At 51.7% G+C, this 13,574-nt stretch carries 14 protein-coding genes; 9 read left to right on the top strand and 5 right to left on the bottom strand.

Features of this window, described 5'->3' with window-relative positions:
* Positions 1–2 precede the first annotated feature (2 nt).
* Both BM123_RS01140 and BM123_RS01145 read right to left on the bottom strand, forming a co-directional pair.
* On the bottom strand, positions 3–1,127 hold the full coding sequence (locus BM123_RS01140; RefSeq protein WP_090164965.1) for a cysteine desulfurase family protein: 1,125 nt from the start codon (positions 1,125–1,127) through the stop codon (positions 3–5).
* Between the two features lie 328 nt (positions 1,128–1,455).
* On the bottom strand, positions 1,456–2,082 hold the full coding sequence (locus BM123_RS01145; RefSeq protein WP_090164966.1) for a MarC family protein: 627 nt from the start codon (positions 2,080–2,082) through the stop codon (positions 1,456–1,458).
* Between the two features lie 280 nt (positions 2,083–2,362).
* Here BM123_RS01145 and BM123_RS01150 point away from each other — a divergent pair, with 280 nt between their 5' ends.
* Together BM123_RS01150 and BM123_RS01155 are read left to right on the top strand one after the other, a co-directional pair.
* Positions 2,363–3,334 (top strand): L-threonylcarbamoyladenylate synthase, encoded by a 972-nt coding sequence (locus tag BM123_RS01150; RefSeq protein WP_245748373.1) that lies wholly within the window; start codon positions 2,363–2,365, stop codon positions 3,332–3,334.
* Between the two features lie 65 nt (positions 3,335–3,399).
* Positions 3,400–3,762: a hypothetical protein gene (locus BM123_RS01155; RefSeq protein ID WP_090164967.1), complete on the top strand. Its 363-nt coding sequence runs from the start codon at positions 3,400–3,402 to the stop codon at positions 3,760–3,762.
* Positions 3,763–3,878: 116 nt separating this feature from the next.
* Here the strand turns inward: BM123_RS01155 and BM123_RS01160 are convergent, their stop codons facing one another.
* Positions 3,879–4,130, bottom strand: a complete 252-nt coding sequence (locus tag BM123_RS01160; RefSeq protein ID WP_090164968.1) for an acyl carrier protein — start codon at positions 4,128–4,130, stop codon at positions 3,879–3,881.
* A gap of 203 nt (positions 4,131–4,333) precedes the next feature.
* Here BM123_RS01160 and BM123_RS01165 point away from each other — a divergent pair, with 203 nt between their 5' ends.
* The 7 genes from BM123_RS01165 (at position 4,334) to BM123_RS01200 (ending at position 11,523) form a co-directional block, all read left to right on the top strand.
* Positions 4,334–5,053: an LOG family protein gene (locus tag BM123_RS01165; RefSeq protein WP_090164969.1), complete on the top strand. Its 720-nt coding sequence runs from the start codon at positions 4,334–4,336 to the stop codon at positions 5,051–5,053.
* Between the two features lie 252 nt (positions 5,054–5,305).
* Positions 5,306–6,382, top strand: a complete 1,077-nt coding sequence (gene fbaA, locus BM123_RS01170; RefSeq protein WP_090164970.1) for a class II fructose-bisphosphate aldolase — start codon at positions 5,306–5,308, stop codon at positions 6,380–6,382.
* Between the two features lie 298 nt (positions 6,383–6,680).
* Positions 6,681–7,403: an MIP/aquaporin family protein gene (locus BM123_RS01180; RefSeq protein ID WP_090164972.1), complete on the top strand. Its 723-nt coding sequence runs from the start codon at positions 6,681–6,683 to the stop codon at positions 7,401–7,403.
* 9 nt (positions 7,404–7,412) lie between these two features.
* Positions 7,413–8,420 (top strand): S66 peptidase family protein, encoded by a 1,008-nt coding sequence (locus BM123_RS01185; RefSeq protein WP_090164973.1) that lies wholly within the window; start codon positions 7,413–7,415, stop codon positions 8,418–8,420.
* Positions 8,421–8,452: 32 nt separating this feature from the next.
* Positions 8,453–9,721, top strand: coding sequence for a glycosyltransferase (locus BM123_RS01190; protein ID WP_090164974.1), 1,269 nt, complete (start codon positions 8,453–8,455; stop codon positions 9,719–9,721).
* Positions 9,693–10,871, top strand: coding sequence for a 3,4-dihydroxy-2-butanone-4-phosphate synthase (gene ribB / locus BM123_RS01195; RefSeq protein ID WP_090164975.1), 1,179 nt, complete (start codon positions 9,693–9,695; stop codon positions 10,869–10,871). The genes BM123_RS01190 and ribB overlap by 29 nt, the downstream gene beginning before the upstream one ends.
* A 28-nt stretch (positions 10,872–10,899) precedes the next feature.
* Positions 10,900–11,523, top strand: a complete 624-nt coding sequence (locus BM123_RS01200) for a hypothetical protein (protein ID WP_090164976.1) — start codon at positions 10,900–10,902, stop codon at positions 11,521–11,523.
* Positions 11,524–11,797: 274 nt separating this feature from the next.
* Here BM123_RS01200 and BM123_RS01205 read toward each other — a convergent pair whose 3' ends face one another.
* Together BM123_RS01205 and BM123_RS01210 are read right to left on the bottom strand one after the other, a co-directional pair.
* Positions 11,798–12,652 (bottom strand): hypothetical protein, encoded by an 855-nt coding sequence (locus BM123_RS01205; protein WP_090165189.1) that lies wholly within the window; start codon positions 12,650–12,652, stop codon positions 11,798–11,800.
* Between the two features lie 165 nt (positions 12,653–12,817).
* Positions 12,818–13,366, bottom strand: a complete 549-nt coding sequence (locus BM123_RS01210; RefSeq protein ID WP_090164977.1) for a hypothetical protein — start codon at positions 13,364–13,366, stop codon at positions 12,818–12,820.
* Positions 13,367–13,574 lie beyond the last annotated feature (208 nt).

Here is a 13,574-nt window from a genome sequence, read left to right on the forward strand (position 1 = left end):
CTCTACAACATTCCTCCCAGCTTAGCGATCACCTCATCCACTTCTTCTATTGTATTGTGGTGGCTGAAGGAGAAACGAACCGTATGCCGCTTGCTGTCCGGGTGTAAGTGACCGATCACATGGCTGCCCACATCAATACCACTGGAACAGGCGGAACCGCCACTGGCCGAAATGCCGTTGAGGTCTAGGTTCATCAGCAATAAATCTCCCTTAGAGGACTCTGGGAAACTGACGCTAAGCACTTTATAGTGAGCATTGTCGGGATCTCCATTAAAGGCAACCTCGGGGTAAGTGGCTTTTATGCTCCGGATAAAGTGGTCTTTCAGGTTTCTAATTTTCCCGGCGCGCTCCTCTCTTTCTGCCACGGCCAGCTCCAGGGCCTTTGCCAGGCCTACGATGCCGTAGATGTTCTCTGTGCCGCCGCGCATATTGCGTTCCTGAGCACCTCCGTCAAGGTAAGGCTTGATGATATTATCATTACTGATGTAAACAAAGCCCACCCCTTTGGGTCCGTAAAACTTATGAGCTGAACCGGAAAGGAAGCTAAGCCGGGTGGCGTCCAGATCGATGGGGAAATAGCCCATGGTCTGCACCGTATCACAATGAAAAAGTGCGCCGGCTTCTTCGCAGATGGCAGCCACTTCCTCCAGCGGCAGCAGATTGCCGATTTCGTTGTTGGCATGCATCAGACTTACCAGTGTTTTTTCATTGCTGGCGGCGAGAAGTCGACGCAGGTCGTCGAGTTCAACGTGTCCCTTAGCATCAATTTTCACCATCTCGACCGTGGCGGTTTCAGCCATTTTAATGGCGTCCAGGCTGTGCAGCACGCAGTGATGCTCCAGGGGAGAAGAAATAATGCGGGTTACGCCCAGGTCGCGGACGCTGTTTTTCAGCGCCATGTTGTTGGCTTCCGTCCCTCCGGAAGTGAAAAAGATCTCTCCGATGCTACAGTTCAGGGCGTTCGCAACGGTTTTCCGGGCATTCTCGATCAGGGCACGGGCCTGTCTTCCTTCGGCGTGGATGCTGGAAGGGTTACCGTAATTATTGGCCATGACTTCGGTCATGGCGCCCAGAACTACGGGGTCCAACGGAGTGGTGGCGGAATTATCGAGAAATATCCGGGACATGGTAGAAAAATTGTGGTGGAAAATACATGGTTAGCGTGTGTTCAAATTAAAAACTCCTGGCTACCTGCGCACAAAAGCCGAATTCAAACACACAACTGGTGGTAAAGGCTGAGGTCAAAGAGCAGCAAACTTAGGCAGAGCGGACTACACAAGCAAGCCAATTAAACAACCCAGGGGGGACCACCTGCTGCAAACGGGTGTACCACCGCGCAAGATCAGGGCGAGGGACCGCAGGTGCAGTGGGTAGAACAAAAGCAGCAGGGAGGTTCCTGACCGCCAACATTGCTCTTCTACCCTCCCCCTGCACCCGGCGATTGCGCCGCCTTTTTTACAGCATAGTCCGTACGAGACTTACCAAACCGGCAATCAGCATTTCAATTCCGATGGCCATTACCAGGAAGCCCATGATGCGGCTGAGGGCAGCCAGACCACCAGTGCCCAGTATGCGAAATAAAACGGGAGCATAATGGAGTATGCCCCAGATGATGACCGCCATCACGGCAACAACTCCAATGATCAGGCCCCGGCTCACCCATTCACTCTGCTGAGCGAAAAGACCGATCAAGAGTGAAATACTTCCCGGGCCGGAAAGCATGGGCATGGCCATCGGCGTAAAACTGATGTCTTCGCTGTCTTGAGCTTCCTCTTCGATTTTATCCGTGACCCGGCGCTCTTTGAACTTACTGTTCAGCAATCCATAGCCGCTGTTGACAATGATCAGGCCGCCGGCGATTCGCAGCGCATTCAGACTGATGCCGAAAAAATCCAGGATGAAGGTTCCTGCGAAAAAGAAAATCACCAGGATGAGTAAAAACCACATGGCAGTCTTTCGGGCCATCAATTCTCTCATTTCAGTACTGTAGGCCGAGGTCAGCGTCAGATACATCGGAACCGCGCCAAGCGGATTAACCAGAGAAAAAAGCGAGCCAAGGGTGGCAAAGAAAAATGTGAGCATGTTAGTAATCTTAAGTGGCGAGAACAGTACTGCGTTGCCCAAAGTTTCCACTAACGAGCATGAGTTTTTCAAGGGATAGAAGCAGCTGCCCGAAAACATTCTTCTGCCGGGGAATATGCGTCTGATTAGTTGCTTTTTGCCCGGACCGAGGCAATAGTATTTGGTTATAAAGCTACTGGATTGCCGAAGATTTTTTTGGTTGTCTTCTAATCTTCTTTCCGGCTAATGGCTCTTGCGGACCGATCTCCTTCTATTTCTTCGTGAATGTATCTTCGCGCTTGTGACTGCTATTACTATCCAATCCGTTCCCCTTGCCGCCAAAGCTCTGCGCAAGGGTGAGCTTGTTGCCATTCCCACCGAAACGGTATACGGCCTGGGGGCGAATGCGCTTAACCAAAGTGCCGTTGCTAACATTTTTGCCGCGAAGAACCGTCCGTCGTTCGATCCGCTGATCATTCACCAATCGTCCGCGGATCGAATTCTGGCTTACGCCAGGGAAATCCCTCCTGAAGCCCGCTTACTCGCTGATGCGATATGGCCCGGGCCGTTAACGCTGGTATTACCCAAACAGGAAAGCGTGCCGGATCTGGTCTCCGCCGGTCTGTCGACCGTTGCCTTACGGGTGCCCAACCACCCGCTGACGCTGGAGTTGCTGGAGGCCGTTGATTTCCCCGTAGCAGCGCCCAGCGCGAATCCCTTCGGCTTCGTCAGCCCCACCACGGCACAACACGTTAAGGATCAGCTTGGGGATAAGATTGATTACATCCTGGATGGCGGTGCCTGCCGGGTGGGCCTGGAGAGTACCATCGTCGGTTTCCCCAACGGAGTAGCTACCGTGCTGCGTAAAGGAGGATTAGCCGTAGAAAAGATAGAAGAAATTCTGGGCCACTCCGTTGAAGTGAAAACCCACAGTAATAGCCGACCGGAGGCGCCCGGAATGTTAAGCCGGCATTATTCTCCCGGCGTAGCCATGTTAATCGTAGAAGAATCAGCCAGTCTGCCTGCTTACCCTGCGGGGAGTGCTGCCATCATCTTCGGTAAAGACAACAAGCTGGTGGCCGGCGATAGTGAGCTAAACGTTTTTAATCTTTCCCCGAGCGGAGATTTGAACGAAGCCGCCAGAACCCTGTTTGCCGTTCTCCGGACGATAAGCCAGGGAAACTACCCACTTGTGATGGCGTTCTCAGTACCTGAGGAAGGACTAGGCCTGGCCATCAATGATCGACTTCGGCGCGCTGCGGCAAGGGAATAATCCAAGTTACGATGTAACTTTGGCACGAAAATTACGTTATCTGGCTTTCAGCACAAACTGAATTTATGCGTTATCTCTTGTTTTCAGTACTAACCCTGTTATTTGTCTCTTCTTGTATTAATGACGGCAACGCTGTTGACGACACGGTAACGCTCGAAGGCCAGTGGGAGCTCAAGCGTGCCCTGCGTAATAATATGGAAACGGAACTGCTGGATGGCTTGGTTATGAACTTCCAGCCCGACGGAAAGCTGGAAACGAACTTAATGGGGAATGAGACTCCCGGAACCTACACCTGGGAAGGAGACGAAATAATCACCGAAGGGGTTAAGCTGCCGCTGACTTACACCATAAAGGAAATGACAGACAGCACCCTCAACCTGCGTAGCCGCTACCAAAGTTATCAGTTTGACTTTGAGATGGTGCGGTGAATAGTATGATAGTAGTTATAGTATTATAGTAATGGTAGTTATGATAGTAGGGCAGAACTGATTTCGTGCCCTACTATCATAACTACCATTACTATCGGACTATGATTACTAGTTTCCTAGCGCAGGAAAAAGGTCTGAATATCGCCAACCGTTTCAATCTGTGCCATTTCTTCATCCGTAAGGTAGAATTCCAGCTTACTTTCTAATCCGGCGATCAGCAGTTTGATATCCATGGGATCGAGGAAAAGATCGTCCTTAAGGCGTGTAAAAGATTGAAGCCGATGGCCGGGAACCCGTAATTCAGTGCTGAGGTTGTGCATCAGACTTGCAGAACGGGAAACAGGGGCCTGAATAGTAGTATTTGTCATGTTGGTTTTCTTGGAGCGGGGTTATTAGCTACGTCTTGTAGCGAATATTCGCTGAAAAGAACGACGCGAAGCCGTCAACCGTTGCCTCTGTTTAAAAAAAAGAGACTAAAATCTTCAAGAAAAGGGTTTAGACATGGCAATTTGGTACAAACCCCGTCCGCTTTACCCAATACGGGTATCTTTGCGGCCCAAAAAAAAGCAACATGAAAGATTCTCCCGCTCTGGAAAATCACGCTCCCCGCGAGTGGCAAGCCAATGTAACCGGAGAAAACAGCTGGACCATGTTTAAGGTCATCAGTGAGTTTGTAGAAGGTTACGAAGTAATGAATCGGATTGGTCCTTGTGTCTCCATCTTTGGCTCAGCCCGAACCAAACCTGAACACAAGTACTATAAGCTGGCAACGGAGATTGCCCAGCTCATGGTCAAAGAAGGTTACGGTGTAATCACTGGTGGTGGCCCGGGCATTATGGAAGCCGGCAACCGTGGAGCCAGCCTGGAGCAAGGTGCCAGCATTGGCCTCAATATTGATTTGCCCTTTGAAACGAGCAGCAATCCGTTTGTAGACCCTGATAAGGACATTGACTTCCGCTACTTCTTTGTTCGTAAAGTCATGTTCGTCAAGTACGCCCAGGCGTTCATTGCCTGCCCGGGCGGTTTCGGCACGATGGATGAGCTCTTCGAGGTACTAACCCTGATTCAAACCCGTAAGATCACCAAAGTCCCCGTGATCCTGGTAGGCACGGAGTACTGGAAAGGAATGATTGACTGGATTCAGGAGACTATGGCCGACAAGGAGGCCACGATCAGTCCGGACGATATGAACCTGATTCCCGTTGTAGACAAAGCAGAGGATGTGTTGAAGATCATCCATGATTTCTACGAGGAGAAAGGACACGTGCTGGGGCCTAACTTTAAGTTGTAGAACGGGAGCAGTAATGTAATTGTGTAGTCAGTAGTAATGTAGTGCTACCGCAAGTCTCAGGTTTCACATTGCCGCGCGGTAGCACTACAAAACTACATTATTACATGCTGTACGCCCCAAATTTAACCTGTCCGAAGGTCTCCGGGAGACCGTAAAACACTGCTTTTCCTGCTTTTGCCTGCACCTGCGTCAGCGCCCCATCCAGCAGCCGTTTAGTATCTTCGCGGCCGAACCCCAAAATGAATACAAGCCATGGCTAAGAAATCCTTCCGCAAAGGCGTTCTCTACGGAGACGAAGTAACCGAATTGTTCCGCTACGCGAACGAAAACAAGTTTGCCATTCCGGCCGTCAACGTTACCAGCAGCAGCACGATCAATGCTGTACTGGAAACTGCCCGCGATCTGAACAGCCCGGTCATTATTCAGTTTTCCAACGGTGGAGCTCAGTTCTTTGCCGGAAAAGGTCTTGGCAATGAGAACCAGCAGGGCGCCATTGCTGGCGGTCTCTCTGGAGCTATGCACGTTCATACCATGGCCGAGGCCTATGGTGTAACGGTTGTTCTCCACACCGATCACTGTGCCAAGAAACTCCTCCCCTGGATCGACGGACTGCTCGACGCCGGCGAGAAGTTCTACGCTAAGCGCGGCTTCCCGCTCTACTCCAGCCACATGCTCGACCTCAGTGAAGAGCCGCTGGAAGAAAACCTGGAGATCAGCTCTAAGTACTTCGAGCGGATGAATAAGATCGGCATGACCATCGAGATCGAACTCGGGGTTACCGGAGGAGAGGAAGATGGTGTTGACAACACGGGCGTTGATTCGAGCAAGCTCTACACCCAACCAGAAGAGGTTTTTGAAAGCTACCAGGCGCTGAGTAAAATCGGCGACCGATTTACCATTGCTGCGGCATTCGGTAACGTTCACGGTGTTTACAAGCCGGGCAACGTAGAGCTGACGCCAAAAATCCTGAAGAACAGCCAGGATTACCTGAAGGAAAAGCTTTCCATCGAGAAGGACAACCCCATCAACTTTGTCTTCCACGGCGGCTCCGGCTCCAGTCAGGAAGAGATCCGCGAAGCGATCGATTACGGTGCCATCAAGATGAACATCGATACCGATCTGCAGTGGGCTTACTGGGACGGCGTACGCGCCTTCGAAGCCGAAAAGAAAGACTACCTGCAGGCGCAGATCGGCAACCCCGAAGGTGACGACAAGCCAAACAAGAAGAACTATGACCCCCGCAATTGGGTCCGCAAAGCAGAAGTGAGCTTCAGCACCCGCCTCAAGCAGGCGTTTGAAGACTTGAACTGTGTGGATGTGTTAGCCTAGGGCTGACGATTTGCAAGTTGCAAGTTGCAGGTTGCAGGTTGCAGGTTGCAAGATAAACGAGCGTCTTTCTTCGGAGAGGCGCTCGTTTTTTGTTCTAGTGAGAGACATTACCCGCAGGATTCCCCAAGGAGTGAATGCAACCTATGCCCTGCAACTTGCACCCTGCCCCCTGTACCCTGCAACTTGCAACCTGCAACTTGTACCCTGCAACTTGTACCCTGCAACTTGCCCCCCGAAACTTCCCCCCTGCAACATATACCCTGCAACCTGTAACTTGCTCCCCTAAACACACTCGATCATGACACCATTTATCGGCGAAATCGTCGGCACGGCCTTACTCATTCTACTTGGGTGCGGCGTTAATGCAAACACTACTCTTAAAGGAACTTACGGACAGAACAGCGGTTGGATTGTTATTAGTTTTGGTTGGGCAATGGCTGTCTTTGTGGGCGTTTTCGTTTCCGCCGAAGCATCCGGGGCTCACCTGAATCCCGCTATCACCTTTGCACTGGCTACGGCTGGCAAGTTTGCCTGGGCGGATGTGCCGATGTATCTCGGTGGCCAGATGATCGGCGCCATTCTCGGGGCCACACTTTGCTGGCTGCAGTATATGCCTCATTACGCGGCAGAAGAAGATCAGGGAAAAATCCTGGGAACATTTTCTACCGGACCAGCTATTGACAGCACCCCATCCAACTTCATTTCAGAGCTACTGGGCACCTTTGCCTTTGCGCTGGCGGTGCTGTTTCTGGCCGGGCCCGTCTTCGGAGGCCCCGGCGAGCAGCTCGGCTCTCTGGACGCCCTGCCCGTAGCCCTCGTCGTGCTGGCCATCGGTCTTTGTCTGGGGGGAACGACGGGCTACGCCATTAACCCCGCCCGTGATCTCGGACCGCGTATTGCTCACGCCATTTTACCGATCCCAGGTAAGGGAGGAAGCAACTGGAGCTATAGCTGGATACCGATCGTTGGCCCGATCTTGGGCGGTATACTAGCAGCCCTGACCTATGGGGCCCTCCAATAATAACCTACTATGCATCGAAGACAATTTCTTACCGCCAGCGGGGTGCTTTTAGCAGCGACTGCTTGTAAAACACCTGCTCTTACGCAAACCAGTAAGCAGGCCGCCATTCACCCGGCTCCGCCTGAACCCGGTGCGTCCATCGCCCTCATCTGTCCCGGCGGCCCCATTACGCCAGAACGGCTGCAAAAATCGGTCGCGCTGGTCGAAAGCTTTGGCTTCAAAGTTCAGCCCGGTAAAAACATCCTGGCTCGCAACGGTTACCTGGCGGGCACCGACGAAGAACGTTTGACAGACCTGCACGCTGCCTTTAGCAACCCCGACATTCAGGCCGTCTGGGCCATCCGGGGCGGTTATGGCTGCACGCGTCTTCTGCCGCTGATCGATTACGATTTGATTCGGGCCAATCCTAAACTACTCATCGGCTACAGTGATATTACCGCACTACTAAACGCCTTTTACCAGCAAGCTGGCCTGATCGGTATTCACGGCCCCGTAGCGTCCAGCAGCGTTGAAGAGATTGATCGTACAGGACTCGCTCAAGTGCTTGGAATCAAGGAAAGGGACGGCTCCCGGACCAAGGTACTAACCACACCTACCCTTCTTTCAAAGGGGGAAGGAACGGTAAATGGCGTATTGGTTGGCGGCAACCTTACCTTGTTGGCCTCCATGACAGGAACGCCCTATACGGTTAACTGTAAGGACAAAATCGTCCTGTTGGAGGACGTAGGAGAAAAGCCCTACCGCATCGATCGAATGCTGACTCAACTACGGCAGGGAGCGAACCTGGATAAGGCGAAAGGCATCTTGTTGGGAGAATTTGTGGATTGCGAAGCAGACATCGATGATAATTCCCTGGGCCTGGTCGAAACACTTTCCGACCGGCTGTACGACCTCGGCGTTCCCATACTCGCGGGCTTCCCCGCCGGGCATGGAGACCGGAATTATCCGGTTCCCATTGGGGGACGGGTGGAAATGAATGTCGATGAAGGAAGCCTGAGTTGGTCATCTTTCTTCTAAACAGTCTCCCCACGAAGCAATACCTTTGCGATGTGACCATTGTCCTACTTACGGTTCTGTTCGTCTGCCTGATTTCAGTCTTGCACACCTACCTGTTTTACCCAACTTGGGTCGTTTGGCGTGCAAGGCAGGGCAAGTGGGCGCAAACGCAGGTGCAAGAGGAGGTTAAAGAAGCCATGCATTGGCCCTCCGTCCACGTTCTGATGGCTGTACACAACGAAGAGTCCGTGTTGGAGAGCAAACTACAAAGCCTCGCCGCTCAAGACTACGCCGGCGAACTTTTGTTCCTCATCGGTAGTGACAACAGTAGCGACCGAACAAACGACATTCTAAAGGCCTGGGCCGCCAGGGACAAGCGCTTCCGCCCGACCCTTTTCTCTACTCGTCAGGGCAAACCGGGGATAATTAATCAGCTCGCGCTTCAAATCAAGAATCGAGAGCACGAAGTACTGCGCAGTAAATCCAAAATCGAGAGCACGAAGTACTGCGAAGCAAATCGAGAATCAAACATCCTCCTCCTCACCGACGCCAGCGTCCTCCTCCGCCCCAATGTCATCACCGAACTTGTCCGGCCAATGCTCGGAAATGAGCGCATTGGCATAGTTGACAGTACGATGGTTCAGACGGGTGGTAAAGCGGAAGGCATCGGCCTTTCCGAAGTCCAGTACATCAATCGTGAAGTAAACATCAAACGGGCCGAAGGGCAGCTCTGGGGGGCCATGATCGGTCCCTTCGGCGGCTGCTGGGCCATCCGGGCAGAAGCTTTCCGTCCGGTACCGGATAATTTTCTGGTCGACGATTTCTTCCTCTGCATGGCCGCCTACGAAGCGGGTTGGCTTGGTATCAGTAGTAGCACAGCGGTAGTAACGGAAGCCGTAGGCCAAACCATTAAAGATGAATTCCGCCGTAAAGTCCGTATCAGCAGCGGTAACTGGCAAAATCTCTTCCGTTTTCGAAAACTTTGGTGGCCGCCCACCAAAAACGCGCTGTCTTTTGCTTTCTTCAGCCATAAGGTGCTCCGCTGGTGGACGCCCTTTTTCTTACTCACTGGTGCCCTTTGCCTTGGGCTGCTGGTCCTACCTTTGGGCAACCATTGGGCCTTTACTGCGTTTGCTGTTGGTAGCCTCTTGCTGGCAGTAAGCCTGCTGCTTGATCTTATCCTTGCTCCAATGGGCATTAACCTCAAAGGCCTCCGTAGCCTGCGATATTTTCTAGCCATGAACGCCGCCCTGCTGGTCGGTTTTTATCGCTTCCTAACCGGAATCACCACCAATGTCTGGCAACCATCCAACCGCAACTAAGTCCACCCCACCTGCTTCTGACCGCAACGTGGACCTTAACACCATCGAAGAAGCCGTTGCCGATATTCGGGCCGGTAAAGTAGTCATCGTCGTTGACGACGAAGACCGGGAAAACGAAGGCGACTTCGTCTGTGCCGCCGAGCGGATCACCCCCGAAATGATCAACTTCATGGCCACCCACGGCCGTGGGCTCATCTGCACGCCCATTGACGAAGACAAGGCCGATCGATTAGGCCTGACCAAAATGGTGGAGACCAATACGGACGTACACGAGACGGCCTTTACCGTCACCATCGATCTCATCGGCCATGGCTGTACGACGGGAATTTCGGCATACGATCGCGCGACCTGTATCCGCCGCATGACGGAACACAGCGCCAAGCCTACCGACTTTACGCGCCCGGGCCACGTATTCCCCCTGCGCGCGGTCAAGGGCGGCGTCCTCCGCCGTACGGGCCACACCGAAGCCGCCGTTGACCTGGCTCGCATGGCCAACCTCTTCCCCGCCGGGGTCATCGTCGAAATCCTCAAGCCCGACGGAGAAATGGCCCGCCTGCCCTACCTGCTCAACTTTGCCAGAGAGCATGATCTCAAGATTATCTCCATCGAAGATCTCGTTGCCTACCGCCTCCAGATGGAGCGCCTGGTGGAGTGTGAGTTCACTATGGATCTGGAAACCCGCTACGGCCCCTTCAAGCTCTACGCTTACCGGCAAACGACCAACAACGACGTACACCTCGCCCTCACCCACGGGGAATGGCTGGCGGACGAGCCAGTGCTCACCCGCGTTCACAGCTCAACGAGCAGCAGGGACCTGCTGCATAGCCTCCTCTCCGGCTACAGCACGGGCCTCCACGGCCCGCTCGAGAAAATTGCGGAGGCCGGTAAAGGCGTCCTCCTCTTCATGCGTCCCCATCAGGATGGCAGCGAGGTCATCGCCGGTCTACGCCTCCTCAAATCCCGCATGGAAAACGGCGAGAAAGCCAGCATCCGCCAGCCTGCCAGTATGGACCAGCGAGACTTTGGTATCGGCGCGCAGATACTGCGGGACCTGAAAGTTTCCAAGCTCCGCATCCTCTCCAACAACCCGAAGAACCGGGTTGGGCTGGAAGGCTATGGATTGGAGGTGGTGGAATTTGTGGGGATGTAAAGGGGCTGAATCTCTACGCTGATTTCTAGTGAAACACATCTTTAACCTCCATTCAGGAATACTATTTCTGATAACTGCCGGATTGCCAATACTGGGCTTCGTGGGAGGCTTATCCACAGAATTCATCCTGCTTGACCTCAATCAAGGAGCTCCCTTCCACGATTCAGGGATTGGCGCGGACATTTTTATGGTAAGCTGGCTAATCGGCTTTCTTCTATTCCATCTTTGGGCACTTATTGCCGGAATCAGCCTCTCAGCAAAAGGCGATTCTCTGAAGGTAAAAAAATGGGCGATGCTTACTTTCGGGCTGCTAAGCCTGTTGATCTTGCTCTACGTTACCATTGAAAGCTTTTACTATTTATTCAGCCTAACCATTGCCACCGAGAGTAGTGCAGGCTTAAGTGCCATCCGGACTTCAGCCGATATTATTGTTGCCTTCGGGCTCGTTTTGGGTATATGGTTCTTACCCAGAATACTCTTCTTCAGTTTTCTGGCGATTCTACTTTGTCATCGTGAAGGCCACCATCGTTGGGCATCCACTGCACTTCAATTCTTTTTCTGGCCAATTGGGCTGTGGTTTTTGCAGCCTCGGCTACGTAAGGTAATGATGGGCCCGATCGATCGCGCGGTAGCGGACCACTTAATCCATTAGCAATAAACACCTGCCGCCTGAAAAAAACCATTTTACCGGTAGTATCAGATACAAAAAGACCTCGCCGGATCAACTTCCAGCGAGGCCCTCGAATGCTCTTACAAAGGTTTTGTCAGGTATTTTATCTAGACATATTTTCTTTGAGAGACATACACTATGAACAACACAAATTCTTAAAGAAGTTAGCTCGTATAATCAATCACCAACTTCAGTAGTACAAATATAGACAGCAAGAAGGGTTGTGAACTCACCTTTTGAGTCCAGTTATGGACAATCAGCGAATTTCTTCATCTGCCAGAGGGTAATATTGGTTAAGCAACTTGGCCAAAGAGTAGGCACTGTCGATCAAGGGATGCTTGAAATAATCGCGTGCGCTCAACCGGACCCGCTGTTTGTACTTGTTGAGGTTTTCAATATTTACGAGTTGGGGAATTTGTTCTAAAATTGCCCCCTGTGACACCTTCCGCCCTCCGTTACGGTGAATCAATTTCCGGTACTCTAGCATAAACTTAACCTGGCAATCGGATAAAAATTCAGCCATGAACGGCCCTGCCAGATTTTCCGCTTCTTTTTTGAGGGCAGCCATCATTGTGGGATTTATCATACCCTTAGTGGTCAGTTTTGGCATGGATGGCAATTGATTTCCGTACTCCACGCTTTGATGGTAATAGTTCAAATGAGCCGCAAGCCGCCCACGGTCATGAGCTGCGCGAATAGACACCTGATGGTACCAGTAGTATTTCCCTGACCTGTGCCGCATAGGTATTAAACTCGCCGCCGATGCACCTTCAGTATTCACCAACTCGGGGTAAACTGCCGCCAGTTTATACATAGCCCGGGCATAACTGATGTAAGAAAAAAGCCAGGCCGGGTGAACAAGCGTGAAAATATCCTCGAACTGCATGTTCATCAACCCAAAGTGGGCAGCGGTATTATGGCGCCATACCACCTTGGGTTTCTCACCTAACAGCAGTGTAAGATAACAACTAAAGGGGTTCTGTTGGCGCTGACAATTTTCCTGAATACGCTGAAGGTATTCATTATCATCAACAACCGAAGGATCAATCCCGGAGAATAAATCCGAAATTAATCCACCTGTATTTAAGTGAAAAGAGTTTTTCTGTTTCATGAGGACAAATCTGGAAAAGCACGATCTCATTCAAGAATCATCGTTCTCATAATGAGCATTAATCTAACATACACAATAGCTAATAACACTAGCTCCTACTCCCTACAATGCAAAACAATACAAAATTGTTCTGTCTGGTAAACATAGTGTTTTATCCGCAAAAATTCAACCCCACCCACCAGGAATTTTTAAGCCTCCTTTGATCTGAGGAAGTTCCAGTTTAGCTGGTTCGTTAATCATAGGATCCTTAAACTCTTCGGCTTCCGTCCGGTTAAAGTCTCGCCTTTTACCAGTCAGCCGGTCTTTTAGCTCTAGCTTTTCGGTAGTCAGGCTGATTATGTCATAGACGATAAAATAGTCCCGCCCCCGCAGGTACCGCTGGTGGAGGCTACCTCCGGACATAAGTCCGTCGATGGCCAGTGTGATGGTTTGCTCCACCGTATCCAGTACCCAACGGCCGCGCATAAACTGAAATTTTCGGTTTGGCTGCTGGCCGGCATCTTCGGTGAAGTTTTCGTTCAGGTCCAGGGTTAGTACGTAGCCTTCCCGGCTGTCTTTAGTTTTTTCGCACCAATGAGAAGCTACGAGCAAAGGAGCCCACCGACTGCTATCCTGCACCACCACAGAATCTGCCTGGGGGCTAAGACCACCGGTAAACTGGCCGAAGAGCGAAGAAACCGCTAACAACAGAGATAAAGTAAAGAACGAGCGCATAGACCGGAATTTTTCATTAGGACGGTTAATTTACCCGTAGGTGTCAGGCTACGCAACGTTTTAAGGAGGTTTTAACGATCTGACCATGCTCTTTTCATCCTATCGTATAGTGTATTTCTGACGGTCTGGGCGCAGACGCAGGTGCGCAAAAAGGTTGTAAAGCCATGTTGCCAGTCTTTACCACTGTATTCAGAAGAACTTCCCCCTG

It is taken from the genome of Neolewinella agarilytica (assembly GCF_900110645.1).
In the GTDB taxonomy this organism is placed as follows: domain Bacteria; phylum Bacteroidota; class Bacteroidia; order Chitinophagales; family Saprospiraceae; genus Neolewinella; species Neolewinella agarilytica.

What these genes read in the sequence shown, in the direction of transcription:
- BM123_RS01155 (WP_090164967.1), top strand. Translation starts at nt 3,400, where the DNA reads ATGCGTTATCTCTTGTTTTCAGTACTAACCCTGTTATTTGTCTCTTCT.
- ribB (WP_090164975.1), top strand. Translation starts at nt 9,693, where the DNA reads ATGTCTGGCAACCATCCAACCGCAACTAAGTCCACCCCACCTGCTTCT.
- BM123_RS01145 (WP_090164966.1), bottom strand. Translation starts at nt 2,082, where the DNA reads ATGCTCACATTTTTCTTTGCCACCCTTGGCTCGCTTTTTTCTCTGGTT.
- BM123_RS01185 (WP_090164973.1), top strand. Translation starts at nt 7,413, where the DNA reads ATGCATCGAAGACAATTTCTTACCGCCAGCGGGGTGCTTTTAGCAGCG.
- BM123_RS01160 (WP_090164968.1), bottom strand. Translation starts at nt 4,130, where the DNA reads ATGACAAATACTACTATTCAGGCCCCTGTTTCCCGTTCTGCAAGTCTG.
- BM123_RS01205 (WP_090165189.1), bottom strand. Translation starts at nt 12,652, where the DNA reads ATGAAACAGAAAAACTCTTTTCACTTAAATACAGGTGGATTAATTTCG.
- BM123_RS01140 (WP_090164965.1), bottom strand. Translation starts at nt 1,127, where the DNA reads ATGTCCCGGATATTTCTCGATAATTCCGCCACCACTCCGTTGGACCCC.
- BM123_RS01210 (WP_090164977.1), bottom strand. Translation starts at nt 13,366, where the DNA reads ATGCGCTCGTTCTTTACTTTATCTCTGTTGTTAGCGGTTTCTTCGCTC.
- BM123_RS01165 (WP_090164969.1), top strand. Translation starts at nt 4,334, where the DNA reads ATGAAAGATTCTCCCGCTCTGGAAAATCACGCTCCCCGCGAGTGGCAA.
- BM123_RS01180 (WP_090164972.1), top strand. Translation starts at nt 6,681, where the DNA reads ATGACACCATTTATCGGCGAAATCGTCGGCACGGCCTTACTCATTCTA.
- fbaA (WP_090164970.1), top strand. Translation starts at nt 5,306, where the DNA reads ATGGCTAAGAAATCCTTCCGCAAAGGCGTTCTCTACGGAGACGAAGTA.